Raw genomic sequence first — 26,289 nt, 5'->3', positions numbered from 1 at the left:
CGCATGGAACCGGTAATGGCGCTAGCGATTGGGATTATGTACGCCACCGCTATTTTTATGATGCTGCGACGCTCCATTGTAAAGCTGGTTATTGGGCTACTGCTGCTTTCCAACGCTGCTAACTTATTGATCTTTACTACTGCCGGAATGACGCGGGGCGCGCCACCGCTGATTCCAGAAGGTATGGTTCAGCCTATGGGCGATGTCGCTGACCCGTTGCCCCAAGCCGTTGTACTGACGGCTATCGTTATCGCATTTGGTGTACTGGCCTTTGCTGTTGTATTGATTCGTCGTGCCTATGAAGTGGTGAAGGCTGATGACATGGATAAGATGAAGGATACTGATACGTGAGGCCTGAAGTTGCTCTTCCCGTCCTTTTACCCTTACTTTCAGGGGCTATTTCACTACTGTTTTGGCGTTCAAGGCCAATGCAGCGCTTTATCGCCGTTGCTGGAAATATAGCATTTCTGATAGTTAGTCTCTGGTTGTTTACGACAACCCTTTCCGAAGGCTATGTCACCATGCAAATGGGCAGCTGGCCTGCACCGTTTGGGATTACGCTCATCGCCGATATGTTAAGTGCGGTGATGGTGCTGATGACCGGTATCATCGGCCTCGCCATGGGGATTTATTCGCTAGCGACGACTGGCCGTGGCCATGAGAAATTTGGCTATTATCCGTTAATGCACTTGTTGCTAGCTGGGGTGGCAGGAGCCTTTTTAACCGGTGATATCTTCAACCTTTATGTTTGGTTTGAGGTCATGCTGGTGGCCTCTTTTGCGCTACTGATTTTGGGCGGCGAGCGGGCCCAGATGGAAGGGGCAATAAAGTACGTAACGCTTAACCTGCTGGCGTCGGTGATCTTTCTGACAGCGGTGGGGCTGCTGTACGGCACGGTCGGTACGCTTAACATGGCCGATATCGCACTGCGCATGAATGCTGTTGAGCATAACGGGATGGTCGAGGTGCTCGCGGTGATGTTTATGGTGGCCTTTGGGATCAAGGCGGCAGCCTTCCCGCTCTTTTTCTGGCTGCCTGCGTCTTACCATACGCCGCCTGTCGCCGTTTCAGCGCTTTTTGCAGGCCTTCTCACCAAGGTTGGCGTGTATTCACTGTTCCGTGTGTTTACCTTGATCTTTGACCAGTCGATGGGCTACCTACAGGAAATAATGTTGTGGGGAGCGGTGCTTACCATGGTGACCGGGGTGCTGGGTGCGGCCGCTCAATATGAGTTTCGGCGTATTTTGTCGTTTCATATTGTCAGCCAGATCGGCTATATGATTCTGGGTTTGGCGCTGTATACACCATTAGCGATTGCTGGCGGCGTGTTTGCCATCATGCACAATATTATTGTCAAGACGAACCTGTTTTTGATTAGCGGTATCACTCACCGCTTACAGGGCACGTACCAGCTAAAAAAGATGGGTGGGCTTTATAAAGAACGCCCTTGGCTTGCGGTTGCATTTTTTATCTCAGCATTTTCCCTCGCGGGGGTTCCTCCGTTATCCGGGTTCTTCGCCAAGTTCGTGATTGTGCGGGCCGGTATTGAAGCCGAGGCGTATGTGGTTACTGCCATTGCCTTGGGAGTAGGGTTATTAACGCTCTACTCCATGGTGAAGATATGGAACGAAGTCTTCTGGAAATCCTTGCCAGAAGATAACCAGGTGCCTGAATCGAATACACCCTCTGGGGATGATGGGCGGCTTATTAAACCCAGCCTGTGGATGATGTATTTGCCCGTGGTGGTGCTGGCTCTGTTTTCAGTGCTCATCGGGATTTTAGCGGAACCCATCATGCATGTGATGACCACCATTGGTGATCAATTGCTGGCCCCCAGAGGGTATATTGATGCGGTGTTGGGCGTATCCGCGAGTGCTGAGGATGCGCTACTTATACCAAGTGAGTTGCAGGTAGAAATAATAAGCGGGGGGGACGCGCCATGACCGGTGCTATTTGGAACCTGCTGTTAGGATTGGCATGGGTACTGCTGAGCGGCGACTTCACAGGCTTGAACCTGCTGGTAGGCATGATTTTCGGCTATATCGCGCTGGTGCTGATTGAGCCGCAAGTAAGCGCATTAAAAGGCTATCCGGCCAGAATTCCGCGCATTATTGGCTTTCTGGGTTTTTTTCTAAAGGAGCTTGTTCAAGCCAACCTGCGTGTTGCGTTTGATATAGTGACGCCGCCTTGGCACATGCAGCCAGGCGTCATTGCCATGCCGCTTTCCGCACGTACTGAAATGGAAATTACCCTGGTGGCTAATCTGATCTCTTTAACACCGGGAACGCTGAGCCTGGACGTCTCTGATGATCGCAAGGTGCTTTATATCCATGCCATGTTCCTGGATGACGAAGAAGAGCTAAGGCGCAACTTAAAAGAAATGGAGCATCGAGCTCTGGAGTTATTTCGCTAATGGATACGGTTCTCTTAATCAGCCAGATCATTATGGGGCTGGCGCTAATCTTGACGTTTGTGCGTGTGGTGCGCGGGCCAAGCCTGCCTGACCGAGTGGTGGCGCTTGAACTGTTCTCTACCACGGTGGTCGGGTTGGTAGGCGTTTACGCCATTCAATCCGGGGTAGCCAGCTTTCTGGATGCTGCTATCGTTATTGCGCTAATGGGCTTTCTGGCCGCGATTGGCTTTGCACGCTTTTTGGAACGGGGAGGGCCACGCGATGATTGAAGCGATTAAAGGTGCGCTATTGCTGACAGGCTCTTTATTTATGCTCTTGGCGGCTGTTGGCTTGTTACGTTTGCCGGATCTACTAACGCGTATGCATGCCACTACCAAAGCGGCGGCATTAGGCGTTATTTTGATCATGTTGGCATCGGCGATGCACTTTTCTGAGGTAGGCGTGGTCGCTCGTTCCTTTGCGATTATCGTGTTTATCCTGATGACAGCCCCCGTTGCGGCGCATGTGATAGGACGGGCGGGTTACTTTGTGGGCTCTCGACTTTGGAGTGGTACGGTCAAGGATGAGCTTCGCCCCAACTACGACCCGTTAACCCATGAATTAAAAAGCGGTATGGAAACGGATGAAAACGCTAAGCGTCAGCCACGAGCGACGGACCCTGATTGATTTATTTCACTAATTTACCGGTTAACAAATAATTAATCGTTAAGAAACCACCTGCACGGTGGTTTTTTTATATCACAATGTATCAGCAGGAAATGTCAGCGCCGTGACTTTACCTGGTAAAAGGTTGATAGGCCTGGGTTTGCACCAAAACTGCTAAGCACACGTTGTTTTCGTACAAATCCTGGTATCTGCCTGTTTTCCAGGCCATCATCAGGCATGCCAAGGACAGCCTAGGAATAGACACCATGTCGCTCAAGATTAATTTGCCATTACGTCGCGCTTTTTGTCATACATCACTTGTAGTTACCGCCGGGGTGCTAACGGTAATGTTTAGCGGAAGCCTCTACGCTAACCCGCAGTTGATGACAGAAGTGGATGCCCGTGGTGCCGAAGAACTACGCTATGCCAACTTTGAGCAGTGGCGAAACGAGTTCCGCCGTTATGCAGCTGCCCAAGGGATCAGTGAGTCAACGCTAGCCACCGCGCTGGATAACGTGCGCTACCGTAAACGGGTGATTGAGCTGGACCGCTACCAGCCGGAGTTCGTGCGGCCTATTTGGGAGTATCTCGATTCCGCCGCCTCCGATACGCGCGTCAATGCAGGCCGTGAGAAGCTTGACGCCCATCGCCAGACGGCATTAGAAATGCAGCAACGCTACGGCGTACCCTCAGAAATCATCGTGGCGATTTGGGGCATCGAGAGCAATTACGGAAGCAATTTTGGTGATTTCTCAACCCTTGAGGCGCTCGCCACCCTGGCATACGATGGGCGTCGCCGGGATTTCGCACGCGGTGAACTGCTTGCGGCGTTACGTATTATTGACCAGGGCGATATCGCCGCCGAGCAAATGAAAGGCTCCTGGGCGGGTGCTATGGGGCATACCCAGTTCATCCCCAGTAGCTTTGAAGCTTATGCCGTGGATGGTGATAACAATGGCCGCCGTGATATCTGGGGCAGTATCCCCGATGTGATGGCCTCCACCGCCAACTATCTGGCGCGGGCAGGCTGGCAAACAGGCGAACCTTGGGGGGTTGAGTTAGCGCTTCCTGCATCGTTTGATTATTCACAGACCGAGCGCCGCAGTAGCGCCGAGTGGGCGAGTCAAGGTGTACGCGCCCTGCAGGGTGAGCTGCCCAATTTCGAGAGCGCGGCCATCGTCATTCCGGCCGGGGCTGAAGGGCCTGCCTTTTTGGTAGGCGCTAATTTTCGAGCGATTTTGCGCTATAACAACGCCACCAGCTACGCCCTGGCCGTGGCGACGCTGGCTGATAAAATTGCCGGACGTGAGGGAATACGCCAGGCATGGCCACGAGGGCAGACACCTTTAACCCGCGACGATGTCAAAGAACTCCAGCGGCGCTTGAATGAAGCAGGCTATTCGGTAGGCGGGGCTGACGGTGTGATGGGGCCCAATACACGCCAAGGCGTGCGTGACTTTCAACGCAGCCAAGGCCTGACGCCGGATGGCTTCGCTACTCAGGCGCTGCTTGAAAGGCTGCGCTAGGTGCGTAGTTAACGATTAATCACTTATTTCACCAAGGATGATGCTATGGGATTTGTGGGAAAAACGCTGTTAAGTAGTGTACTGGTAAGTGCATTAGCCGCCAGCGCAGTGGCAAGCGCTGATGATAAAGTGTTTGGTTGGGTTGAAAATGCCACCATAGAGCCCTGGGGCATTATGGTGAAGGCCAAGCTTGATAGTGGTGCCCTGACGTCATCTCTGGATGCGCGTGATATCGAAGTGTTTGAGAAAGAGGGCGAGGAGTGGGTGCGCTTTCGCTTAAAGCTAAAAGACCAGCAGAACGACGAAGTGTTTAGCGACCGTCTTGAACGGCCGCTCTATCGTGAGTTGGCAGTGCGCGGTGCGGGCGGACGTGATGAGCGCCCCGTTGTATTAATGAATGTGTGCATGGGCGATACGGTTTACGAAGAGCAATTTAGCCTGCGTGATCGCGAAGAAATGCATTATCCGCTGTTGCTTGGCCGGCGAACCATCAGCCATTTAGGCTTGCTGGACGTGCGCGAAACATTCCAGCAGGAGCCATCCTGCAGTGAAGATGCTGAGGTAGTGCCTCACGACCCAGAAGACCAGCAATCCTAGGTATTGAGTTTTAGAACAGCCGTGACAGCAACGCTGTGACGGCTGTTTCAACGCGTAAAATGCGCGGCCCAAGATGCATCCCTTCACAGCCAGCTTCCAGCAGTTTCTCAACTTCCCATGGAATAAACCCACCTTCTGGGCCGACCAACAGCAGCGTATTGTCGCTGATGCCACGTGGGCAGGCCATCGGCATGCCCGGATGAGCCACAAGGCCACGGCGACCGCGAAGTAAAGCAGGCAGTTGCTCTTCAAGAAAGGGCCGGAAGCCTTTGGTCAGTGTCACGCTCGGTAGCTGGGTATCACGGGCTTGCTCCAGACCCAGCACCAGGTGCTGATGAATTTTCTCGGGAAGAAGCTCTGGTGATTGCCAATAGCTTTTCTCTACGCGCTTGGTATGCAGTAGCGTAATTTCCTTCACCCCTAACGCTGTCACATGCTCAAGCGTTCGCGCCAGCATGCGTGGCCGAGGTAGCGCGAGTACTAAATGCACGGGAAGAGCGGGGGGAGGCACGTCTGCTAACGGGTCAAGGGCAAATACGGCAAGCTCAGTGGTTAATTCGACCAGCTGTGCTTTTCCCATTAAGCCACCCTGAACACCCACCGTTAACCGGTCACTGAGGGCGGCGCGATGGATATCGCGTAAATGCGCTAATCTGCGTGCGTCTGTTATACGTGCATGGCCCTGGTGGTCGAGGTCGCTGGGGTGAAGCAAGATCAAATTCATAATCGGCATCTATTGGTCGAAGGGTGGGCACGCTGTTGCGCAATATTCTACTCACATGGCTTGCATGGGCGCGTGGTGCAGGCACAATAATAGCATTGGGGAACAACCCCTATCGCGTTTAAGGAGATGCGCTGTGCGCGTAATTCGTAAGTATGCCAATCGCCGGTTGTACGACACTCAGCAAAGCCGTTATGTCACGCTTGAAGATCTGCGCCATCTTATTATTGAAGAAGCGCCGTTTCGGGTTGAGGATGCCAAAAGCGGGGAAGACCTGACGCGTACCATTCTGCTCTCCATCATTATTGAGCAGGAGCAGTCGGATAACGAAGCCGAAGTATTCTCTAACGACCTGCTGGCGCAGCTCATCCGGGTTTACGATATGTCGTCACCTTTACCTCTGGCGCGTTATCTGGAGCAAGGCACGCAGCTTATGCTGGAGCAGCAAAAGCGTTTACAAAGCCAATGGCAGCAGGCCATGCGCCATACGCCGATGGAGTTTATGCGCGAGCTGGCCGAAGAAAATATGCGCTTTTGGCAAAACACCTTGAACCAGCCGCCCTCCACCAGCGACAAGGATGAGGATAAATCCTCCTAACGCCACGAGTGGTCACCTTGTGGCATAATGCGGCGCATAATCGCTCTCCCGTTCGAGAAGGAAGAACATGAAGGTTTTGATGATAGGTGGCGGCGGCCGCGAACATGCGTTGGCGTGGAAATTAGCGCAATCTGATAATGTTGAGCAGGTATTTGTAGCGCCCGGCAATGCCGGTACGGCTACTGAAGACAAGCTGACCAATATCGATATTGCGGCCACCGACTTGGCCGGGTTAGAAGCATTTGCGCTCAAAGAGCGTATTGGCTTGACCGTCGTCGGTCCAGAAGCGCCTCTGGTCGAAGGCGTCGTTGACCGCTTTCAAGCGGCTGGCCTGACCATCTTTGGCCCCACCCAAGCCGCAGCCCAGCTTGAAGGCTCCAAGTCATTTACCAAGGACTTCCTGGCGCGCCATGCTATTCCAACGGCGGCTTATCAGACGTTTACCACGGTAACGCCTGCGTTGGCATATTTACACAAGGTCGGTGCGCCTATCGTCATCAAGGCAGATGGCTTGGCGGCAGGTAAGGGCGTGATCGTTGCCATGAGTGAAGTGGAGGCCGAAGCCGCCATTCGCGATATGCTCGAAGCCAATGCCTTTGGCGATGCCGGTGCTCGCGTTGTCATTGAAGAGTTTCTTGAAGGCGAAGAAGCGAGCTTTATCGTCATGGTCGATGGCGAAAACATCGTTCCCATGGCCACAAGCCAAGACCATAAGCGCGCCTACGATGGCGACACAGGCCCAAATACAGGCGGCATGGGCGCTTACTCACCTGCACCGGTCGTGACGCCAGACGTTGATGCCCGCATCATGGAACAGGTCATCGTACCCACGGTTAAAGGGATGGCCGCTGAAGGCAATGCCTATACCGGATTTTTGTATGCCGGGTTGATGATCGACCAGACCGGGCAGCCCAAAGTGATTGAATATAACTGCCGCTTTGGTGACCCCGAAACTCAGCCCATCATGATGCGCCTGACGTCTGATCTTGCTGAGCTTTGCCTTGCCGGTGCCCAGGGGCAGTTGGCGGGTAAAACGTGCCATTGGGATTCACGTGCCGCGGTGGGGGTGGTCATGGCGGCGGGCGGTTATCCAGCCAGCTACCGTAAAGGCGATGTCATTGATGGTTTGGCAAAAGCCGAGCAGCACAGCAAGGTGTTTCATGCGGGCACCGCGCTGAACGCGAACAACGAGGTAACGACCTCCGGCGGTCGTGTACTGTGTGTGACGGCACTGGGCGAGAGTGTATTTAGCGCACAGCAGCAGGCTTATAAAGGTGTCAATGAGATTCGCTGGGAGGGCGCTGAATATCGCCGTGATATCGCTTACCGTGCTATTGCGAGAGAAAAAGCGTAATAAGCACGTTGGTACCATAGCGCAAGGGGCGGGCCACTTATCACCACCGAAAGGAAACAGGTATGGAACGTGTAACGCTGGATTTTCCCGCCAACGCGGTTATTCATCGTCACCCCTTAACGGTGCGGGTAACCGATATGAATTACGGCCGGCATTTGGGGCATGACACAGTGGTTTCGCTGCTACATGAAGCCCGCGTTCACGCTTTTTCCGTCCTGGCGCTACCGGAATGGGACATGCACGGCTATCCAAGCGTGGTGGCCGACCTGGCCGTGCAGTATCAACGTGAAGCGCGTTGGCCTGATGCGTTGATCATTGAAACGGCTGTGCCTGAGCCGCAGGGCAAGGCATTAACCGTTTACCAGCGTATTTTGCAGCGCGACGGCGAACATATCGTGGCGACCGCCCGCGTTAACCAGTTACTCATCGACGTCAATACTGGGCGGCCGGTGGCGATACCTGAGCCCATCAAGCAGGCCTTGGCCCAAGCGAGGAGTGCTTAATGTCGCGGGAATATCCCATTATCGCCGTGACGGGCTCTTCGGGTGCGGGCACAACGACCGTCAGACGAAGCTTTGAGCGCATGTTTCTACGCGAAGATGTACATGCGGCCATGGTGGATGGTGACGCTTTTCACCGCTATACACGTGATGATCTTCACCGCATGTTTCGTGAAGAGCCCGAGCGTAAGCATGAGCTTTCGCATTTTGCAGTAGAAGCCAACCTGCTTGACCGCCTTGAAGGGGTATTTGTCGAGTATGGCGAACACGGTACGGGCACGTTTCGGCACTATATCCACGCGGAAGACAAGCAGAAAATCGAAGCAGGGTGCCGCGTAGGCACCTTTACGGAGTGGCAGTCGCTCCCATGTGGTACCGACCTGTTGTTCTATGAAGGCTTACATGGTGGGTTGGTAACCCAGGAGTACGACATTGCTCGCCATGTGGATCTGTTGGTAGGCGTTGCGCCGACCATGAATCTTGAATGGATTCAGAAAATTGACCGTGATACCAAGCTGCGTGGCTACTCCCAGGAAGCGGTGATCGATACGATTCTGGGCCGCATGAACGATTACGTGCGCTATATTCAGCCGCAATTCTCCCGCACCCATATCAACTTTCAACGGGTGCCTACCGTCGATACGTCCAACCCCTTTGAAGTGCAGGATATCCCCACAGATGCCGAGTCGTTTGTGGTGATACGATTTCGTGATCCATCAACCGTTGATTTTCCTTGGCTTCTTGCAATGATCAAGGATGCCTTTATGACACGGCCACATACGCTGGTCGTGCCAGGCGCGCGCATGTCATTAGCCATGGAGCTGATTTTGGCACCCCTGGTGCGCCATTTATTATCCCAGCGCCGCTTTCGTTAACCGCGTTTGCAAATGCGGGGCGACAAGCTGCAACGATAACAAGGAGTGGGTATGGAGTGTTTATTCTGTAAAATCATCAATCGTGAGATCCCGGCTGATATCGTTTATGAAGACGAGCACGTTCTCGCCTTTAACGACATTAGCCCTATGGCGCCCACTCATCAGCTAATTATTCCCAAAAAGCACATCGCCACCTTAAACGACATTGAAGCAGATGATCTTGAACTGGTCGGCCGTTTGCAGTTCACTGCTGCCAGGCTTGCCAAGCAGCAGGGCTTTGCCGAAGACGGTTATCGTGTCGTGATGAATTGCAACGAAAAGGGCGGTCAGACGGTCTACCATATACATATGCATTTATTAGGTGGTCGTCAGTTTACGTGGCCTGCGGGCTAACAGACGGCCTTCGAAATATCTTCAAGCTACCTTTAAGGCAGACTTTAAGACAGTTTTTAAGACAGTTTGCTGTTAAGCGGAGTAAGCCATGAAGCGCCAGCTTAGTCGGTCTGATTGCTTAATTCATCAGTTTGATACAGCGTTACGGTCGCTGATGCCTCGCGCCGCTACATCACAGCGTAACCATCCCGCCAGTAAGCTTGAGGATAGGGCATTTGATGGCCACCAACGACGTCATGCCGCAGGCCTGATGCGTGTTAATCATGTGATTGGTGTATCGAATCAGGCGCTGTATCAGGGCCAGAGTATTACCGCAGCGCTCCCCCATGCGCGTGTGCAAATGGAGAAATCCGCTGCGGAGGCATTTGATCACTTGGCCTGGTGTGAAGAGCGGCTGGCGCAACTGAATAGTCGCACCAGCTACTTTACGCTCTTTTTTTATGCCGCTGCATTTGGGGTGGGGGCTGTCTCTGGGATCACCAGTGAGCGTCTAAGCCTGGGCATGATTGCCGCTACCTGTGAGCTTTCGGGCAAACACTTTGAAGAGCAACAGGCCAGACTGATGGCAGATGATCAGCGCTCGCTCGCGCTGCTTCGCCAAATGGCTGCCGATGAAGCGCACCAGGCGCATTTAGCGATAGAGTCGGGTGGCCTGCGTTTCCCCGCGCCGATTAAATGGGGGTTAAGGTTTGTCGCTCAAAGTGCCACTAAAGGTGCCTACTATTTCTGATGTGCTATTTCTGACGTGCTATTTCTGACGTGCTATTGCTGAATACCGGTATCGGGAATGAAAAGCGTCAGCAAGGAAAGCAAATTCTCCTTAATCTCTTGACGAATGGCGAGTTATCGCCAACGCTTAATCAGGTCAATGCTAATCGTACGTAAGGTAGCGTACGTTTTCTAAAGCAGAAAAGCGTTACCAGGGAAAAGGAGAAAGACGATGCTAGGCAATGCGATGCTATTCTTGATTATTGCGATTATCGCCGGTGTGCTTGGGTTTTCGGGAATCGCGGGGGTTGCATCAACCATCGCGCAAATTCTATTCGTTCTGTTTCTCATCCTGTTTGTGGTATCGCTATTTACAGGGCGACGCCGTTAGCATAAGGGCTGCTCATAGAGACCTTTCATAAAGACTTTTCATAAAGACTTTGGATAGAACCAGCTAAACAAAAAGCCCCGTTTGGGGCTTTTTGCATACGGGTCAGCCGTACTGTTACCGGGTCTGGAACGCTAAAAAATCAGGCATCAATACGCTTGTACTTCATGCGCTTGGGCGTATCGTTACCTACCCGCTTTTTATGATCTTCTTCATAGTCGGTATAGTTACCGTCGAAGAAGACGACTTCAGAATCACCTTCAAACGCCAGAATGTGCGTGGCAATACGGTCCAGGAACCAGCGATCATGAGAAATCACCATGGCGCAGCCTGGGAAGGCAAGAAGGGCTTCTTCAAGCGCACGCAGTGTCTCAATATCAAGGTCGTTAGAAGGTTCATCCAGCAGGAGTACGTTGGCGCCCTGTTTGAGCGTCTGGGCAAGCTGCAAGCGTCCACGCTCACCACCGGACAGCTCATCCAGGCGCTTCTGCTGGTCATTGCCTTTAAAGTTAAAGCGACCAACGTAGGCACGTGAAGACACTTCGTAGCCGTTGATGTTGAGAATGTCCTGCTCGCCAGACACCGCCTGCCAAACCGTCTGCTTGTCATCAAGCGCATCACGTAGCTGCTCAACATAAGCGATCTCAACCGTGTCCCCGATGACCGCTTCACCCGTGTCTGGCTGCTCTTTACCGGTGATGAGTTTAAACAGGGTCGATTTACCCGCACCGTTACCGCCGACGATGCCGACAATCGCACCTTGGGGAATAGTGAAGGAAAGATCTTCATAAAGCAGCTTGTCTTCAAAGCGCTTGGAGACATTATGAAACTCGATGACCTTATCACCCAAGCGCGGGCCAGGCGGAATATAGATCTCGTTGGTTTCATTGCGTTTCTGGAAGTCGCCGGACTGCATCTCTTCAAAGCGGTTAAGGCGCGCTTTGCTTTTGGCCTGACGACCTTTAGCGTTACTACGCACCCACTCAAGCTCTTGCTTGATGGCTTTTTGCCGCGATGCTTCCTGCTTGGCTTCCTGAGTCAGGCGGTGCTCTTTTTGCTCTAGCCACTGAGAGTAGTTGCCTTCAAACGGGATGCCTTGGCCACGGTCGAGCTCCAGAATCCAGCCCGCTACGTTGTCCAGGAAGTAACGGTCGTGGGTAATCGCCACAACGGTGCCGTTATAGTCATGAAGGAAGCGCTCCAGCCAGGCAACCGATTCGGCGTCCAGGTGGTTGGTTGGCTCATCCAGAAGCAGCATGTCCGGGCTTGAAAGTAGCAGTCGACACAGTGCGACACGGCGCCGCTCACCACCTGAAAGGTTGCCCACTTTGGCATCCCACGGCGGCAAGCGAAGCGCTTCGGCTGCGACTTCAAGCTTACGCTCAAGGTTGTGGGCATCGGCGGCTTCAATGATGTTTTCAAGGCGTGCTTGCTCGCTTGCCAGTGCATCGAAGTCGGCATCAGGCTCGGCGTAGGCCGCATAAACAGCGTCCAGCTTCTCCTGCGCTTCCTTGATAGCGCCTAGCGCTTCTTCAACGGTGTCGCGGACATTCTTCTCATCATCAAGCTGCGGCTCTTGGGGGAGATAACCCACATTGATACCCGGCATCGGACGAGCTTCACCCTCAAACTCTTTATCGACACCCGCCATAATGCGCAGCAGTGTGGATTTACCGGAACCGTTTAAACCCAAAACGCCGATTTTAGCGCCCGGGAAAAACGATAGCGAAATATCCTTGAGAATTTGTTTTTTGGGTGGCACAACTTTGCCAACCCGGTTCATGGTGAATACGTATTGCGCCATGGAAATCCGTTAGGTTGATGAATGAGACAGCAAAGTGCTGAGTAGCCTCAGATGATAGTGCTCTGTGCTTGGAAAGGCCAGAAGATGCCTCCGGGCAACATCCAATGGCTATAAAAAGAAAGCGTGGGTTTTGTGATGCGTTGGATGGTGACGAAGAGGGCAACTGGCTCGCTACCCACTTAAAGGAGCTATTTACGCATCCCAATCATCTTCAATGGCACGCTGTAAACGACGCTCTTCAAGCCATGCTTCTACCTGTCGGCGGGCGCGTAACGAGTCGGCTTTGCTTGGTTTATGCTTGCCGTATTGATCATCGTTTACGGCATCAAGATTATCGAATTCGTCAGCTTCAAGGTTTTCTGCTGAGTAGTTCTCACGATTTAAGGGGTCACGGCTCATGGTATGCCCTCCAACCCAAGCCGGCAGGCCGGCGTCACGATGGCTTCTTTTGAAAGAAGCGCCAAACGCTGTAGCAGCGCCTAGCCGCTATATAACGCTACATGGGCTTAAGGTCAAGAGCTAGCTGTTAATTAATGAGTCCTGTGCTTGATGAGCGGTGTTATCACTGCTTTGTCATTCAGCCAAAGCCAGTTGTGCCTCCACGCGCTCAGTAACATCTTTTTGTACGCCGATGAAATACACCAGGTGGCCTGTTTCATCAAAAACGGGCGTTGTGGAGAGCGTTGCATTGCAATTATGTTTGTTATTCCACTTCTGGAAGTTTCAGCGCACTAAGCACCGCCCCAGCCGCCGTAAGCGCCAAAAGCAACAGCAACGCCGCACTACCTAGCCATTGAGCCAGCCCGCCAATAACGCCGCCGACGACGAGCATGAGCAGGCCGGTTAAGGTATTGGAAAGAGCAACATACAGAGCCCTGTCATCCTGACTCGCCATATCTACAATATAGGTTTTGCGTCCCAGGCGGACACCGTGGTGGACGATCACCAGCAACGCATACACCAAGGCATATGGCCAAACACTCTGAGCCCAGGTGCCGGGCAGCCAGGCCAAGCCAGCGCCCAGTAAACAGCAAGTAACGGTGCCAATAGCCGCATTACGCATTACACGGCGGCTGGATTGGTCGGCTAATTTACCCCAGATAGGGCTTGCCACCATTGCTGCAAGACCCGATACCACAACAAGCAGGCTTAGCCCGCCTAAATTAGTACCGCTTTGCTGCTGGCCGAGTAGCGCAATGTAGGGTAGCGCTAGTGCGCTGGAGAGCAGCAATGCTCTGGCAACATTGAAATGTAGAAACGTACGATCCTTTTTTAAGAGCGATAAGCCAAGCTTAATGCTGTCCCAAGCGCTCTCTCCGCCTTCCACTGCTCCTGGCACTTCTTTAATACGTGCAACACAGAGCGCGTTTAGTAGCCAACTGAAGGCGGCAACACTTAAAAGTACAGCCAGAGCTAGGTTGCCTGGTTGATTACCCAGCAACATAAGCACGCCACCCGCCGCCAGGGTTGCGCCGCCCGCTATGCTACCGCTCCACCCCATCAAGGAGCCACGGCGGCGTTTGGCAATGGTTTTACCCATGACATCTTTGCTAGCAATCGACGAAAGCCCACGTGCTAATGAAAGCAGTATCAGTACGCCTAACACCGCAGCGCCGCCCATACTGCCACTGCCCGTTAGCGCTAATGCGGCCAGCGCAAGCGCAGCAATTGCCTGAAGGGCCGCGCCTAACACCCAGACGCCTTTACGTTTAGGTTTTAGACGAATAAAGCCCGCCACGAATATCTGAGGTAACAGGGCACCAGACTCACGAATAGGCACCAATAGCCCCACCATCCAGATGGGCGCGCCGATAATCCCCATTAGCCAGGGAAGCACCAAGCGTGCGCTGGATAGCTCGTCTGCAAGCTTATTCCCCAGGGAGGCCCATAGGTGCAGAAAAAAATTACGTGGTTGTTCGGCGCAGGCCTGCTCCGGAATATCAGCACAGAGTCGACTGTCCTCATCGCCCGTCAGCCACTCAAAAACACGCGCTTGAGAAATGTTGGGTCCAGCCATTACAGCTCCTTGGCGGTTATACTCCTGGAATGACAAAATGCAGCGACAGAATGCCACCATTATATGGGTAAGGAGACCGAAAGTGTCACGGATCCAGATTCGCTATTGCACGCAATGCCAATGGCTTTTACGCAGTGCCTGGTATGCTCAGGAACTACTCTCTACTTTTGGGGAGGATCTAGATGAGGTAGCCCTTGCGCCTGCGCATGGCGGTACCTTTGAAATTTGGTGTGATGACACATTAATTTGGGAGCGTAAGCGTGATAGCGGCTTCCCGGACAGCAAAATGCTGAAACAGCGCGTTCGCGACCAGATCGAGCCGCACCGTGACCTGGGGCATATCGACCGATGAACCAGGATCGTCAGGCTATTCTTTACGGGCTAGGTGCTGTGGCACTGTGGTCAACGGTGGCGACTGCTTTTAAAGTCGGCCTGGGTTTGATGGGGCCGGTTGAATTAATGTGGCTTGCTGCGTTGGTTTCCTGGCTTTTAATGGGCGCTCTGGTGCTTAAACAAGGCGCTATGAGGCAGGCGTTAACCAGCGGATGGAAAACCGCCTTATGGGCGGGGATCATGAATCCCGTAGCTTACTACCTGGTGCTGTTTGCTGCTTATGATCGCCTGCCTGGCCAGGAAGCGATGGCGCTTAATTATACGTGGGCGCTAGCGATGGCATTTCTGGCGGTTCCCATACTTGGGCAGCGGTTAACCCGGGTGGATATTTTGGCAGGTGTGGTGGCCTATGCGGGCGTATGGGTAATTGCTACGCGGGGCGCGGTACTCAATGTGTCGTTTGCGGACCCTATTGGCGTGCTGTTCGCGCTTTCATCGACCCTGTTATGGGCGCTTTACTGGTTACTTAATGCACGTGACCGTCGCAAGCCTATCGTCGGGCAGTGGCAGAACTTCACCGTTGGACTACCGGTGTTAACCGTTTTATTGCTTATGGGGCCTGGGCTTCAATGGCATGGCTGGAAAGGTGTTGGTGCGGGGGTCTATGTTGGGCTGTTCGAAATGGGGATCGCGTTTGTTCTGTGGCAAATGGCCGTTCATAAGGTTTCGCGCACAGCGAAAGTTTCGACCCTGATTTTTCTTTCGCCTCCGGTTTCGCTGATGCTGCTTTATTTAGTGGTTGATGAGCCTCTGCTTTTCTCTACGTTTATTGGATTGGGATTGATTTTATTTGGGTTGGCACTTCAGCAGCTGCAGGTGAAGCCTGTCGCCGTCGAGCAATAAGCCCCATTTTTTATCGCCCGCTGCGAATGGGTTGGGTGCAGGAAAATCATGATGCGCCATCGAGCCGCTCTGTGTGTCGGAGCCTCTGGGTCCAGCGTAGCTTTTCCTTGATCACCTGGGCATCGGTTCTGATCGGCCACCAGCGCTTGGAGCACCGCCATGGGTCGCTAGGAAAGCGCTGAAAGCCCTAATGGAGTTCTTGTCGCAACTTGAGACGGCGAAGACCATTTGTGATCAGTTGGCCGATGCCTGATAACCGCCGCCCAAAAGCGGTTCAAGCTCAGGCCACACGTTATCCAGAATCATTGGCTGTGCCTCGGCCGTGGGGTGGATGCCATCCTCCTGCATAAGCTGTTCGTTAAGCGCCACGCCCTCTAATAAAAACGGCAACAGCGGTACGTCATACTCTTCGGCCAGGGAGTGGTAAACGCCGGTAAAGGCATCCCGGTAGGCCTGGCCATAGTTGGGTGGGATATCGATACCTAACAGCAGTACCTGAGCATCAACCTCTTGGCTTTGCTCAATCATACTGGCCAGGTTAGAACGCATCTGATTGGGTGCCAGCCCACGCAAACCATCGTTGCCCCCCAACTCCAGTAGCACGATATCAGGCTGCTGCTTCTCCAAAATGGCGCTAAACCGCTGTAATCCACCTGAGGTGGTTTCGCCGCTAATACTGGCATTGACCACGTCTGCTTGGCCGCCCAGACGCTCTTCTAGCAGAGGAACCCAGCCTTGCTCGTGCTCAATACCATAAGCAGCACTCAGGCTATCACCCATAACGAGTATGGTGGGAGGCTCACTTGCGTTGAGCGCAGGAACGCTTAAGGTGACTATCAGAACCACCAGATAGCCGGTTACCATACGGTTACGTTTTTGCCATGTCACAGGGATGCCTCGCTTCATGCCTCACTCCTCAGATAAAGCTGCATACTCGTCCAGCGCTGATGCGTCGCCACAAGCAGACAGTCACTCTATCACTGACGGTATTGCGCAGAACAAGGTTCCCCATGCTGCGTTGGGTCGGCCTGTGCTGCATGCAGAAATGCTATCGAAGAAAGTGACCAGTGGCGAACGCACGCTAACTATTCTGGATCAACTGTCGTTAAGCGTAGCAGCCGGGGAAAGCGTCGCCATTTTAGGTAAAAGCGGGGCTGGAAAATCAACGCTGCTAGGCCTGCTCGCCGGGTTGGATACCCCCAGCGATGGCGAACTCATGCTGTTTGGGAAGGCGCTGAGCCGTTTGGATGAGGATGGCCGCGCGGCGTTAAGAGCTGGGCGAGTGGGCTTTGTGTTCCAGAATTTTCAGCTGCTACCCACCTTAAGCGCGCTAGAGAATGTGTTACTGCCTTTGGAGCTTTCACCGCGTGCGGGAGAAGACCATATTGCCCAAACATGGCTTGATAAAGTGGGGTTGGGTGAACGTGTAGACCATCTACCCAAGCAGCTTTCAGGCGGTGAGCAGCAGCGGGTAGCGATTGCCCGGGCGTTTGTCACCGACCCTGAACTGGTGTTTGCGGATGAGCCGACCGGCAACCTCGACCCTGATACCGGCGCTCAGGTGATCGACCTGCTGTTTACCTTAAATCACGAGGTTGGAACAACGCTTATCCTGGTCACCCACGACCACGCTTTGGCACGCCGCTGTGATCGATGCCTGCAGTTAACTCAAGGCAAGCTATTACCCTTTGTACCTGCTGAACCCGGTGTGGCAGGGGATGGGCAATGAGCGATATACCATGGCGGCTGGCCGCCAGAAGCTTAAGGCGTGACTTACGCTCGGCGGATGTTCGTGCGCTCTTTGTTGCCCTTGTGCTGGCGGTTGCCGCCTCCACTATGATCGCTTTTTTTCTCGACCGGTTAGAGCGCGGCCTTGAGCGTCAGGCTGGGCAAATGCTGGGAGGGGATATCGTATTGGAGCAGCGCTCCCCTTTTTCAGAAGAGCTACGCACGACGCTGGAAGAGGCAGGCTTTACGCTAAGCGACCAGGTCGGGCTGGTATCCATGATTAGCTTAGGGGACCGTTTTCAACCAGCTAGCCTTAAAGCCGTGGACGACGTGTACCCGCACTATGGCGTATCGCGTGTCGATTTAGGGGAGGGAGCCGAGCAGATAGCCTCCGGGCCACCAGCGGGAGAAGCATGGGCGGACCCACGCTTGGCGCAGCTCATTGAGATAGAGCTTGGCGACCGTGTAAAGGTAGGGCGAGCCGAGTTAACCATCAGCGGGATTATCGAACGGGAAGCGGATCAATCCGCGGGCTTTAGTAATTTTAATCCCCGTTTGATGCTCAATACGGCGGACCTGGAAGCAACCGGTCTTGTTCAGGAGGGCTCGCGTGTCGAGTTCGAATTATTGGCGGCTGGGCCTCCTCAAGCCCTCGACACTGTGCAGGGATTACTTAACGAGTTGCGCCAGCAAGGGGTCGAGGTGCGTGATGTTCGAGTGGACCGGCCGCAGCTAGGTAACGCATTGCAACGCGCAGACAGCTACCTGGGGCTGGCAGGGCTTGCCGCCGTACTGCTGGCCGGAGTCGCGGTCGCCATGTCAGCAAAGCGCTATGTTGAACGCCACTTGGACACGGCAGCGTTGCTCCGCTGCTTTGGCGCCAGCCAGCAACAGCTTGTCATGCTGTTTAGCCTACAGCTTATCGGGCTGGCGTTGGCGGCTTCTTTGCTTGGCGCACTGCTCGGCGTGGCGGGGCAGGCGCTGTTGCTGCACTTACTCGCCAGCTTTTTACCTATAACCTTACCGCCACCGGGCATTATGCCGCTATGGCTAGGCGTATTAACAGCGATGGCTGTGCTTGTAGGGTTTGCCGGACCAACGCTATTACGCATCAAACAGGTAAGTGCGCTGAAAGTGCTGCGTCGAGAGTTGGACCCTTTGCCTCCTGCCGCCTGGTGGGTAGCCGGTGTTGCCGCTACCGTATTTGGCGGCCTGCTATGGCTCTACTCCGGTAGTGTGCCTTTGGCGGTCGCCCTGCTTCTGGGGGGAGGTATCATGCTCAGTGCGCTCTGGGGCATCAGCGCGCTGCTACTCAATGGCATTCTTCATGGCATAAAAAAGCTAACAGGCACAAGCGAGTGGATGCAGGCGCTGCGCCTGGGCGGGCGCCAACTGGCGCGGCGCCGCCAGGCAGGCGTGGGCCAACTGCTGGCATTCTCTGTCACGTTCTTTGCCATGGCGATGATCGTACTGGTACGTGGTGACCTGCTTTCAACCTGGCAGGCCCAGTTGCCCGATGATATGCCCAACTACTTCGCCATTAATATCCAACCTGATGAGCGTGATCCTTTTGAGCAAGCCGTGGCGCCCCGTATTGATATCCAAAGCACGCTGTATCCCATGGTACGTGGCCGTATTACCGCTATTAATCAGCAGCCTCCCATGGAAGCGGTACCTGAGGATGCCAGAGGCGACGGCTCACTGCGCCGCGAATTGAACCTGACCTGGCAGGCCGAACTACCTGAAGATAACCAGATAGTGGCAGGGGAGTGGTTCTCAAGTGAAGCACCCGTTGATGAACTACCTGTTGATAAACCACAAGGCTGGCTAGGCGCGGTTGATGCGATACCGGCCGCTACCGTCCCTGTTTCCATTGAAGAAGGCTTGGCTGACCGGCTGGGACTATCACTCAATGATACGCTCACCTTTACTGTGGGCGGTGATGAGCTGATCACACGTATCACCAGCGTGCGCAGCCTCAATTGGGACACTTTTAAGCCCAACTTCTTTTTGATTTTCCCGCCGGGCGTGTTGGAGTCGTTTGGACATAGCTATATCACCGCGTTTCATCTGCCTGACGAGGAGCAAGGCCTAATTCGCCAACTGGTGAGCGACTTCCCTAGTGTATCGTTGATAAACGTTGATGCCATTTTAGGCCAGGTACGTGATGTGCTAACTCAGGTAACGCGTGCCATCGAGCTTGTACTGGTACTGGTGCTGCTGGCGGGTGTCAGCGTGCTCTATGCTGCCTTGACCGCAAGCCAGCCGGTACGCGCCCATGAAAGTGGCCTACTGCGTGTCTTTGGAGCAGGCCAGCGAATGATTTCCCACGTCCAAGGGGCAGAGTATGCCCTGTTGGGTTTTACCAGCGGTTTAATGGGCGCTGTACTGGCCGAAGTAGCGACCGCCGCACTCTATCTCTACTGGCTAGAGCTACCGCCGCGCTTTCACCTCACCTTATGGCTAGCGTTACCCCTTGGAGGCGCGCTACTGATCGGATTTATCGGCCATGCGTTATCGCGGGGGCTACGCCGTCAGGCACCCGCAGCGAGCCTGGGGTTGCTGGGTGAGGCATGATGTGACCTTGTAGAAACAGTGGAGAAGGCTGGAGACTCCTTAGGGTTGAACCACAACCCATCGCTGGCTAAAGCCTGCTCCCACAATGTTCGTCGGCTGCTGCAATTTTTATCTACTCTCAATGCTAGGTCATCCTTGTGGGAGCCCCGTTCCACTGGGCGAAGGGGCCTCCCCTGTGGTCTCATCACCCAATCCCATCGCTGGCTGAAACCTCCAGGATAGGGCAAGTCTTGAGATGTTCGCCACCATGGGAAATAAAGCGGTTTTGGCAGCTTTTTTTAAGATTAAAGTTAATTAGTGTTAAATTATAATTAATAACGAAATAAAAATTTCTAGCAGTGCCTTCGGGTGTTCGCCAAGCGTTTGCTGGGGAGGATGTGATGCCAATACCAGAAAAAGAAGCACTCATCCGTGAGCTTGTCGATGTGATGGAGCGCTTTCATGCAGAGATCGGTCAGAAACCTGATCAATATGAAGCCGTTGTGAGTTATCCAAACGACGGTCATTTACTGATTAGGCTGCAAGCTGTAGACCGAAATGCAAATAGCTAAATGCGCTAGCCATTATCATTTCTACCAAGCGCGTAATGCTTGTTGAAAGGAGGTATAGCCGAGACGCGCTTGGCTCTTACACAGCCTGTCCTGCCACCAACCGAATGATCCATTGAGCTATGCGATTCTAACTCTAAAACGCTCTTAAGGAAGCTCACGCTCTGAAAGCTTAAGAGAAGCACGGCTTTATTCAAGTGTTGGACATAGCCGCCTAAACCTGTGGGAGTTGAATGATGCCGGGCTTCATTCTTATCAAGACGTTCGTCATGAGCGGCATTCATACAGTGCCTGAAGCGGCAGCCGCTAAGCATTATCTCCGATCCATTAGCGAATACTCAACGTTTCTATATTTTTATTAGGATAGTAATGTTACCACTCGAGTATACGTCCGACGTTATTAAACCACTGCAGTGACTGCTTTTTACAGTGCTGAAGAGGAATTGCGCAAATTGAAAAGATCGTTTACTTTTAGCTAAATGTGAATTTTTTCTAATGTTTGTTAATGCTATGAGCTAGTAGCTGAAGCGTATTAAAAAAACAAGAACATAGTAATTTACGTATCAAAAAAAAAGACGGGTCTTGCTTGAAGGATCATAAAGTTCAGTAAGCGGTTGATAAGTTAGAGTAAAGTTTTTAGGTGACAGTGTTTGTCTTGTTTAAAGATTTCTTATTCTGACGGGTCACGGCTTTTCTAGTGCACCCAAGGCACGAAGCGTATCAATACCTCAAACAAAGCCAGTAAGGGGACTAGAAAATGCATACAGATGTTACATACTCAAATATTGATCAAATTTTTACACTGAGTGGGCTGCGATCAGACCACTGGCGCGAGTTACTCGCGGTAGCACGAAAGTGGTCATCAGAAAAAGCGAGTGTCGATCAAGTGAAACGTGTGTTTGATCAATTGCGCGCTATCGAAATGCTACATGCCTACCCTGGCGCGCAATTAATAGAAGCGCTGGCGGCTTATATAGAGACCGACCAAAAGGAAGCATTTAACGCGTTAGTCGGGCGGATCTCTTTTTCAATTTTAGCTCGATATTACAAAGAAGACCCCCACGAATGGGAGGTGTTACCTCACGCTGAGAAAGATATTGACCGGAATACATCGTCCACAACGACAGCGGATCGCCCCTATTTTGAAGTATTAGTGGTAGCGCCTGACAACGGCGATCTCATAAATCGTAATATCAGGCTGATGCGCAGCCAGCGCCAAAAAGAAGATGAATTTATTTACGAGCCACTCGTTGTCAATAATTTTCAAGACGCATTTTGTGCTATCGCGGTAAATAGTAATATCTGTGCAGTCGCTATTTTCGACGGGTTTGATTTCGCGAGCCACCAGCCTGTACCGCAGCTAGAAAGAATGATGTCAGACCTCAATATACATGAGGATGACGATCATTTGGCGCTACAGTTAGCAACAACGTTGTCAGCACATCGGCCAGAGCTTGATATTTATCTGATGTCGGATCAACGTCCCCAAAATATTGCAAGTGACCCTCGTTCAATCTGTATACGTCGCGTTCTTTATGCGGTCGAAGAGCCTATTGAGTTACATCTAGCCATTCTTGAAGGTGTGCGCGTTCGCTACGAAACGCCCTTTTTCGACAATTTAAAACGTTATGCCCAACGTCCTGTTAGCACCTTTCATGCGTTACCCATTGCACGAGGTAAATCGGTTTTTCACTCCGATTGGATTCGCGACATGGGGCAGTTTTATGGACGCAACTTATTTTTAGCTGAATCGTCGGCAACAACAGGCGGTTTAGATAGTTTGCTAGAGCCAACCGGTAATATTAAGCGCGCACAAGAAAAGGCAGCAAGGGCGTTTGGGGCGGATCACTGTTACTTCATCACGAATGGCACCAGCACCTCAAATAAAATAGTACTAATGGCCGTTGCCCAACCAAGTGACATCATTATTGTTGACCGCAATTGCCATAAGTCGCATCACTATGGCGCTGTGCTAGGCGGATTACTGCCCTATTATGTCGAAGCCTTTCCCATGAAAGAGTATTCGATGTATGGCGCTGTTCCGTTACGGACCATCAAACAAGCGCTGTTGTCATTAAAAGCAGAAGGGAAGTTAGACCGTGTTCGTGTCGTTGATTTGACTAACTGTACATTTGACGGTCACGTTTATAATACACGACGCGTGATGGAAGAGTGTCTCGCCATTAAGCCCGATCTTGTGTTCCTATGGGATGAAGCCTGGTTTGGTTTTGCTCACTGGTCGCCTTTCTTGCGCCCGCGCACGGCGATGGGAGCAGCCAGCAATATCGAAGCATGGCTGGACGATCCTGCTTCAATCACCGCCTACGAGCAACAGCAGGAGGCACTAGGAGAGCAACCTAATGATGAGGCGTTGCTCAATACGCGTTTAATACCTGATCCTCGTAAAGTGAAGCTGCGTGTTTATCAAACGAACTCTACGCATAAGTCGATGTCAGCGATCCGACAAGGATCCATGATTCTTGTTAAAGATGTTGATTTCTACGGAATTGAACCCCAGCTGCATGAAGCTGTGTTTACTCATTCGACAACAAGCCCCAACCAGCAGCTAATTGCATCAATGGACGTTGCGCGCAGGCAAATGGAGTTGGAGGGGTACGGGTTAGTCAGTAATTCGATTCAAATGGCGTTGGATATTCGCAATCAAATTAATAAACATCCGTTAATATCGAAGTACTTCCGCGTACTAGGTGCCGATGAAATGATTCCGAGCGAATTTCGCTCGAGCGGTTTTGAGGATTTTTTAGCCCAAGGCATCAATTGGAGCGATGCAGTACTCGCCATTCGCGACGATGAATTCTTTTTGGACCCTACACGTATCACTCTAATTTGTGGCACAGCTGGGTTCGATGGAACACAGTTCAAGAGTTTGCTGGCCGATAAATATGAAATTCAGGTTAACAAAACATCACGTAACTCGGTGCTTTTGCAAACCAATATCAATAATACGAGAAGCGATGTAGCTCAATTGGTACACGTATTACTTGAAATTGTAACTGAACTTGGGAAGAAGCTAAGTCATTTAGGGGAAGACGGTAAAAAAAGCTTTAACGAACGCGTCTATAGTTTGATGAGTGATGTGCCTGACCTGCCTAATTTTAGCTACTTTCACGAAACATACCGAAACGACGTTGCAGGTGTGGCGGTTGAGGGAAATATTCGTGATGCATTTTTCAAAAGCTGGAGCCCCGAGAATTGCGAATATGTCGGTTTATTCAGCGACGAATGTGACCGTCGTTTACAAGATGGCCCGCCCATGGTGTCAGCGAAATTGGTAATCCCTTATCCGCCTGGTTTCCCTATATTGGTTCCAGGGCAAGTTATTAGCAAAGAAACAATATCTTTCATGCGTAAGCTGGATGTTAAAGAGGTGCACGGCTATGAAGCCAACAGAGGTCTTCAGCTTTTAAAGCTTTCTTCATCTGATACCCCCTAATATTTCTTCTACGTATTTCTTTGACTACGCCCCTTTCATAATAGATGAAAGGGGCGAACTTTCGGAGCTTGTTTGATATGGCGACTTGGGAATGGGTAGTAGCTATTCTAAGAGGAAGTCCGGAGCTAGCAATATTTTTAGCCCTAGCAATCGGTTATTGGGTAGGTGGGATTAAGCTTGGTAATTTCAGCTTGGGCGCTGTCACGGGAACGCTGCTAGCGGGAGTGCTTATCGGGCAGTTAGGTATTGATATATCCCCACAAATTAAATCCATCTTTTTTATTATGTTTCTCTTTGCTGTCGGGTTTGGTGTTGGCCCTCAGTTTGTACGCGGTATTGCAAGTGATGGACTTCCCCAGGCAATTTTTGCCATTGTAATATCGATGCTGTGCTTAGCTTCTGTATATATAGCAGCTTCTATTTCGGGGTATGGCCCAGGCTTGGCAGCAGGCTTGCTTGCAGGAACACAAACTATCTCTGCCTCAATAGGTCTTGCGACTAATGCGATAAGTCAACTTGACCTTTCACCTGAGGAAATTCAGCAGCAATTAGATCTCATCCCCGTCGCCTATGCCGTTACGTATTTATTTGGAACAGTGGGTACCGGGTGGATCATCGCTTTTCTGGGTCCAAAGCTTTTACGTATTAACCTACAGGAAGAGTGTAAGCGCTACGAAAAAGAGATGTCAGTCGGCGCTTCCGAAGATGGTATGCATTCCGCATGGCATAAATACATCATTCGAGCTTATGAACTTACCACGCCCGGCTTGATTGCCGGTAAAACGGTATCAGAAGCAGAAGCCAGTGTTGATGGGCGCCTGTTCCTGGAAAACTTGCGCCGTGGAGAAAAGATTATTCCCTTTGATGGCGATACCGTTCTACAAGTAGGCGATATTGTTGCTGTCTCAGGTAATCATGAAGCGTTAGTTGAGTGGAGCAATCGGGCTAAGGAAGTCGCTGATCCAGAGCTTTTGAATATACCTGTTGAATCGGTTGATGTTTTTATTACCAATAAAAAAGCAAACGGGAAAAAACTCATTGAGCTTGCTCAGCAGCCTATGGCTCGAGGTGTTTACGTTACACGTGTTCGGCGAGGCTCAATGGGCGTAGATATCCCTTTATATGCGCAAACTAAAATACATCGTGGTGATATCGTAACTATTAACGGTACGAAGAAACATATTGACGACATAATTGGTGAATATGGCTTTGCTGATCGCCCTACCAGTATTACTGATATGGTGTTAGTGGGTGCAGGTATCGTTTTGGGCGGATTAATTGGTGCTATAACTGTTCCAATCGATGGAATTCCGATCACGCTTTCCGTTTCGGGCGGCGCGTTGATTGCGGGTATTCTTATTGGCTGGTTACGTAGTTTCATACCGAAGCTGGGTACAGTACCAAGTGCAACGCTTTGGTTTATGAACTCGGTAGGTTTGAATATATTTATTGCTGTGGTGGGGATTACGGCGGGCCCCACGTTTATTGCTGGGCTTCAACAAGTTGGGTTCGAGATATTCTTTTGGGGGCTATTTGCAACCGCTGTCCCGATGGTACTCGGCCCATTGATTGGTAAATATATTTTTCGTTTCGATCCTGCTATTAATCTTGGCTGCTGCGGTGGGGCAAGAACGAGCACGGCATCTGTCGCTATGGTATCTGAACAAGCAAAAAGCAATGTGCCCATGCTTGGATATACCGTGCCCTACGCTGTCAGTAATACGTTCTTAACACTGTGGGGCATGGTTATCGTTATATTATTATCATAGCGACGACGTGGCCCTGCGCAGGGGGTGTGAAAAGTAGAGCTATATCGCTGTCGGATCTGTTAGAAGGTGTTAATTTTAATTAATATGCGGTGCTGCCAAGGCGAGTGGGATCTTTTGGCGAGTAACATGAAACGTCAACAATCCATAGTAAGAGAACTGACGAAAGCTCAACCCAGCAAAGCAATTGATCTAGTCGCCATGAACGGCATTCATGCAGTACCTGACGCGGATGCGATGAAAGTCACCTCAGGCTGCGTTATGATAGCGGTCTGATTTCTTTCATGAATTGAATTGTGGGTGATAAAGAACGCGACAGTGGTGTGTGGTCGCTGTCGGCTTTATAAATCGCTATACTGAACAAATGGTTCTCCGGCTATGGATGGCCGCAACGCGCGGGAGGCTCTAAGGAGCCTCTCTCGTTTTGCTTTCTTACTGTAA

At 51.9% G+C, this 26,289-nt stretch carries 26 protein-coding genes; 21 read left to right on the top strand and 5 right to left on the bottom strand.

From position 1 onward, the window contains the following. Positions 1 to 3 precede the first annotated feature (3 nt). The 7 genes from CZ787_RS07535 to CZ787_RS07505 all read left to right on the top strand — a co-directional run bounded on the left by CZ787_RS07535 (position 4) and on the right by CZ787_RS07505 (position 5,181). On the top strand, positions 4 to 351 hold the full coding sequence (locus CZ787_RS07535) for a Na+/H+ antiporter subunit C (RefSeq protein WP_087107783.1): 348 nt from the start codon (positions 4 to 6) through the stop codon (positions 349 to 351). Next, positions 348 to 1,943, top strand: coding sequence for a Na+/H+ antiporter subunit D (locus tag CZ787_RS07530; RefSeq protein WP_087107781.1), 1,596 nt, complete (start codon positions 348 to 350; stop codon positions 1,941 to 1,943). The genes CZ787_RS07535 and CZ787_RS07530 overlap by 4 nt, the downstream gene beginning before the upstream one ends. Then, complete coding sequence (locus tag CZ787_RS07525) at positions 1,940 to 2,413, top strand: Na+/H+ antiporter subunit E (RefSeq protein ID WP_087107779.1); 474 nt, start codon at positions 1,940 to 1,942, stop codon at positions 2,411 to 2,413. The genes CZ787_RS07530 and CZ787_RS07525 overlap by 4 nt, the downstream gene beginning before the upstream one ends. After that, complete coding sequence (locus CZ787_RS07520) at positions 2,413 to 2,682, top strand: monovalent cation/H+ antiporter complex subunit F (protein WP_087107777.1); 270 nt, start codon at positions 2,413 to 2,415, stop codon at positions 2,680 to 2,682. Before CZ787_RS07525 ends, CZ787_RS07520 begins: the two co-directional genes overlap by 1 nt. After that, a complete protein-coding gene (gene mnhG, locus CZ787_RS07515; protein WP_087107775.1) occupies positions 2,675 to 3,079 on the top strand; it encodes a monovalent cation/H(+) antiporter subunit G in 405 nt (134 codons plus the stop codon). Before CZ787_RS07520 ends, mnhG begins: the two co-directional genes overlap by 8 nt. A 245-nt stretch (positions 3,080 to 3,324) precedes the next feature. Continuing rightward, complete coding sequence (locus CZ787_RS07510) at positions 3,325 to 4,584, top strand: lytic murein transglycosylase (protein WP_087107773.1); 1,260 nt, start codon at positions 3,325 to 3,327, stop codon at positions 4,582 to 4,584. A 45-nt stretch (positions 4,585 to 4,629) separates the two neighbouring features. Further along, entirely contained in the window at positions 4,630 to 5,181 is a 552-nt protein-coding gene (locus tag CZ787_RS07505) for an ATP-dependent zinc protease (RefSeq protein ID WP_087107771.1), read from the top strand. A 10-nt stretch (positions 5,182 to 5,191) separates the two neighbouring features. On the opposite strand, the gene CZ787_RS07500 is transcribed toward CZ787_RS07505, so the two are convergent. Beyond that, positions 5,192 to 5,905 carry a 16S rRNA (uracil(1498)-N(3))-methyltransferase gene (locus CZ787_RS07500; protein ID WP_087107769.1) on the bottom strand — a complete coding sequence of 238 codons (714 nt, stop codon included), beginning with the start codon at positions 5,903 to 5,905 and terminating at the stop codon, positions 5,192 to 5,194. A gap of 133 nt (positions 5,906 to 6,038) precedes the next feature. On the opposite strand from CZ787_RS07500, the gene phaR reads away from it, so the two are divergent. The 7 genes from phaR to CZ787_RS07465 all read left to right on the top strand — a co-directional run bounded on the left by phaR (position 6,039) and on the right by CZ787_RS07465 (position 10,721). Beyond that, positions 6,039 to 6,500 (top strand): polyhydroxyalkanoate synthesis repressor PhaR, encoded by a 462-nt coding sequence (gene phaR, locus CZ787_RS07495; protein WP_087107767.1) that lies wholly within the window; start codon positions 6,039 to 6,041, stop codon positions 6,498 to 6,500. A 67-nt stretch (positions 6,501 to 6,567) separates the two neighbouring features. Further along, positions 6,568 to 7,854, top strand: a complete 1,287-nt coding sequence (purD, locus tag CZ787_RS07490) for a phosphoribosylamine--glycine ligase (protein WP_087107765.1) — start codon at positions 6,568 to 6,570, stop codon at positions 7,852 to 7,854. Positions 7,855 to 7,916: 62 nt separating this feature from the next. Continuing rightward, positions 7,917 to 8,357: an acyl-CoA thioesterase gene (locus tag CZ787_RS07485; protein WP_087107763.1), complete on the top strand. Its 441-nt coding sequence runs from the start codon at positions 7,917 to 7,919 to the stop codon at positions 8,355 to 8,357. Further along, positions 8,357 to 9,229 (top strand): phosphoribulokinase, encoded by an 873-nt coding sequence (locus tag CZ787_RS07480; RefSeq protein WP_087107760.1) that lies wholly within the window; start codon positions 8,357 to 8,359, stop codon positions 9,227 to 9,229. Before CZ787_RS07485 ends, CZ787_RS07480 begins: the two co-directional genes overlap by 1 nt. Positions 9,230 to 9,280: 51 nt before the next feature. Continuing rightward, a complete protein-coding gene (locus CZ787_RS07475; protein ID WP_087107757.1) occupies positions 9,281 to 9,622 on the top strand; it encodes a histidine triad nucleotide-binding protein in 342 nt (113 codons plus the stop codon). Positions 9,623 to 9,710: 88 nt separating this feature from the next. Then, positions 9,711 to 10,352 (top strand): 2-polyprenyl-3-methyl-6-methoxy-1,4-benzoquinone monooxygenase, encoded by a 642-nt coding sequence (gene coq7, locus CZ787_RS07470; protein WP_087107756.1) that lies wholly within the window; start codon positions 9,711 to 9,713, stop codon positions 10,350 to 10,352. 210 nt (positions 10,353 to 10,562) lie between these two features. Beyond that, the gene (locus tag CZ787_RS07465) at positions 10,563 to 10,721 is read left to right on the top strand and encodes a DUF1328 domain-containing protein (RefSeq protein WP_018918588.1); all 159 of its coding nucleotides are present in this window, start codon (positions 10,563 to 10,565) and stop codon (positions 10,719 to 10,721) included. A 139-nt stretch (positions 10,722 to 10,860) separates the two neighbouring features. Here CZ787_RS07465 and ettA read toward each other — a convergent pair whose 3' ends face one another. The 3 genes from ettA to CZ787_RS07450 all read right to left on the bottom strand — a co-directional run bounded on the left by ettA (position 10,861) and on the right by CZ787_RS07450 (position 14,539). Then, positions 10,861 to 12,522: an energy-dependent translational throttle protein EttA gene (gene ettA / locus CZ787_RS07460; RefSeq protein ID WP_087107754.1), complete on the bottom strand. Its 1,662-nt coding sequence runs from the start codon at positions 12,520 to 12,522 to the stop codon at positions 10,861 to 10,863. A gap of 192 nt (positions 12,523 to 12,714) precedes the next feature. After that, positions 12,715 to 12,921 carry a PA3496 family putative envelope integrity protein gene (locus tag CZ787_RS07455; protein ID WP_087107752.1) on the bottom strand — a complete coding sequence of 69 codons (207 nt, stop codon included), beginning with the start codon at positions 12,919 to 12,921 and terminating at the stop codon, positions 12,715 to 12,717. A 304-nt stretch (positions 12,922 to 13,225) separates the two neighbouring features. Further along, on the bottom strand, positions 13,226 to 14,539 hold the full coding sequence (locus CZ787_RS07450; RefSeq protein ID WP_087107750.1) for an MFS transporter: 1,314 nt from the start codon (positions 14,537 to 14,539) through the stop codon (positions 13,226 to 13,228). An 82-nt stretch (positions 14,540 to 14,621) separates the two neighbouring features. Here CZ787_RS07450 and CZ787_RS07445 point away from each other — a divergent pair, with 82 nt between their 5' ends. Both CZ787_RS07445 and CZ787_RS07440 read left to right on the top strand, forming a co-directional pair. Next, complete coding sequence (locus CZ787_RS07445) at positions 14,622 to 14,891, top strand: SelT/SelW/SelH family protein (RefSeq protein ID WP_087107748.1); 270 nt, start codon at positions 14,622 to 14,624, stop codon at positions 14,889 to 14,891. Continuing rightward, the gene (locus tag CZ787_RS07440; RefSeq protein WP_087107746.1) at positions 14,888 to 15,775 is read left to right on the top strand and encodes a DMT family transporter; all 888 of its coding nucleotides are present in this window, start codon (positions 14,888 to 14,890) and stop codon (positions 15,773 to 15,775) included. The genes CZ787_RS07445 and CZ787_RS07440 overlap by 4 nt, the downstream gene beginning before the upstream one ends. 234 nt (positions 15,776 to 16,009) lie before the next feature. Here CZ787_RS07440 and CZ787_RS07435 read toward each other — a convergent pair whose 3' ends face one another. Beyond that, positions 16,010 to 16,681, bottom strand: a complete 672-nt coding sequence (locus CZ787_RS07435) for an arylesterase (protein WP_087107744.1) — start codon at positions 16,679 to 16,681, stop codon at positions 16,010 to 16,012. Here CZ787_RS07435 and CZ787_RS07430 point away from each other — a divergent pair. The 5 genes from CZ787_RS07430 (at position 16,680) to aspT (ending at position 25,851) form a co-directional block, all read left to right on the top strand. Continuing rightward, entirely contained in the window at positions 16,680 to 17,504 is an 825-nt protein-coding gene (locus tag CZ787_RS07430) for an ABC transporter ATP-binding protein (RefSeq protein WP_176372189.1), read from the top strand. The genes CZ787_RS07435 and CZ787_RS07430 overlap by 2 nt on opposite strands. Beyond that, positions 17,501 to 20,080 carry an ABC transporter permease gene (locus CZ787_RS07425; protein WP_087107742.1) on the top strand — a complete coding sequence of 860 codons (2,580 nt, stop codon included), beginning with the start codon at positions 17,501 to 17,503 and terminating at the stop codon, positions 20,078 to 20,080. The genes CZ787_RS07430 and CZ787_RS07425 overlap by 4 nt, the downstream gene beginning before the upstream one ends. Before the next feature lie 380 nt (positions 20,081 to 20,460). Next, entirely contained in the window at positions 20,461 to 20,631 is a 171-nt protein-coding gene (locus CZ787_RS18825; RefSeq protein ID WP_176372188.1) for a hypothetical protein, read from the top strand. Positions 20,632 to 21,385: 754 nt separating this feature from the next. Continuing rightward, a complete protein-coding gene (locus CZ787_RS07420) occupies positions 21,386 to 24,082 on the top strand; it encodes a decarboxylase (RefSeq protein WP_087107740.1) in 2,697 nt (898 codons plus the stop codon). Positions 24,083 to 24,159: 77 nt separating this feature from the next. Next, positions 24,160 to 25,851 (top strand): aspartate-alanine antiporter, encoded by a 1,692-nt coding sequence (gene aspT / locus CZ787_RS07415; protein WP_087107738.1) that lies wholly within the window; start codon positions 24,160 to 24,162, stop codon positions 25,849 to 25,851. Positions 25,852 to 26,289: the final 438 nt, after the last annotated feature.

The sequence above is a fragment of the Halomonas citrativorans genome, assembly GCF_900163645.1.
GTDB lineage: Bacteria > Pseudomonadota > Gammaproteobacteria > Pseudomonadales > Halomonadaceae > Vreelandella > Vreelandella citrativorans.
The sequence above is the reverse complement of the archived record's forward strand: the minus strand, read 5'-3'. Positions and strand labels throughout refer to the sequence as shown.

Excerpts from the sequence above, each read along its gene's own strand:
- mnhG (WP_087107775.1), top strand. The coding sequence starts at position 2,675 with ATGATTGAAGCGATTAAAGGTGCGCTATTGCTGACAGGCTCTTTATTT.
- CZ787_RS07520 (WP_087107777.1), top strand. The coding sequence starts at position 2,413 with ATGGATACGGTTCTCTTAATCAGCCAGATCATTATGGGGCTGGCGCTA.
- coq7 (WP_087107756.1), top strand. The coding sequence starts at position 9,711 with ATGAAGCGCCAGCTTAGTCGGTCTGATTGCTTAATTCATCAGTTTGAT.
- purD (WP_087107765.1), top strand. The coding sequence starts at position 6,568 with ATGAAGGTTTTGATGATAGGTGGCGGCGGCCGCGAACATGCGTTGGCG.
- CZ787_RS07480 (WP_087107760.1), top strand. The coding sequence starts at position 8,357 with ATGTCGCGGGAATATCCCATTATCGCCGTGACGGGCTCTTCGGGTGCG.
- CZ787_RS07430 (WP_176372189.1), top strand. The coding sequence starts at position 16,680 with ATGCCTCACTCCTCAGATAAAGCTGCATACTCGTCCAGCGCTGATGCG.
- CZ787_RS07510 (WP_087107773.1), top strand. The coding sequence starts at position 3,325 with ATGTCGCTCAAGATTAATTTGCCATTACGTCGCGCTTTTTGTCATACA.
- CZ787_RS18825 (WP_176372188.1), top strand. The coding sequence starts at position 20,461 with ATGCCAATACCAGAAAAAGAAGCACTCATCCGTGAGCTTGTCGATGTG.
- CZ787_RS07455 (WP_087107752.1), bottom strand. The coding sequence starts at position 12,921 with ATGAGCCGTGACCCCTTAAATCGTGAGAACTACTCAGCAGAAAACCTT.
- CZ787_RS07505 (WP_087107771.1), top strand. The coding sequence starts at position 4,630 with ATGGGATTTGTGGGAAAAACGCTGTTAAGTAGTGTACTGGTAAGTGCA.
- aspT (WP_087107738.1), top strand. The coding sequence starts at position 24,160 with ATGGCGACTTGGGAATGGGTAGTAGCTATTCTAAGAGGAAGTCCGGAG.
- CZ787_RS07465 (WP_018918588.1), top strand. The coding sequence starts at position 10,563 with ATGCTAGGCAATGCGATGCTATTCTTGATTATTGCGATTATCGCCGGT.
- CZ787_RS07435 (WP_087107744.1), bottom strand. The coding sequence starts at position 16,681 with ATGAAGCGAGGCATCCCTGTGACATGGCAAAAACGTAACCGTATGGTA.
- CZ787_RS07450 (WP_087107750.1), bottom strand. The coding sequence starts at position 14,539 with ATGGCTGGACCCAACATTTCTCAAGCGCGTGTTTTTGAGTGGCTGACG.
- CZ787_RS07500 (WP_087107769.1), bottom strand. The coding sequence starts at position 5,905 with ATGAATTTGATCTTGCTTCACCCCAGCGACCTCGACCACCAGGGCCAT.
- CZ787_RS07485 (WP_087107763.1), top strand. The coding sequence starts at position 7,917 with ATGGAACGTGTAACGCTGGATTTTCCCGCCAACGCGGTTATTCATCGT.
- CZ787_RS07425 (WP_087107742.1), top strand. The coding sequence starts at position 17,501 with ATGAGCGATATACCATGGCGGCTGGCCGCCAGAAGCTTAAGGCGTGAC.
- CZ787_RS07535 (WP_087107783.1), top strand. The coding sequence starts at position 4 with ATGGAACCGGTAATGGCGCTAGCGATTGGGATTATGTACGCCACCGCT.
- ettA (WP_087107754.1), bottom strand. The coding sequence starts at position 12,522 with ATGGCGCAATACGTATTCACCATGAACCGGGTTGGCAAAGTTGTGCCA.
- CZ787_RS07440 (WP_087107746.1), top strand. The coding sequence starts at position 14,888 with ATGAACCAGGATCGTCAGGCTATTCTTTACGGGCTAGGTGCTGTGGCA.
- CZ787_RS07475 (WP_087107757.1), top strand. The coding sequence starts at position 9,281 with ATGGAGTGTTTATTCTGTAAAATCATCAATCGTGAGATCCCGGCTGAT.
- CZ787_RS07420 (WP_087107740.1), top strand. The coding sequence starts at position 21,386 with ATGCATACAGATGTTACATACTCAAATATTGATCAAATTTTTACACTG.
- CZ787_RS07525 (WP_087107779.1), top strand. The coding sequence starts at position 1,940 with ATGACCGGTGCTATTTGGAACCTGCTGTTAGGATTGGCATGGGTACTG.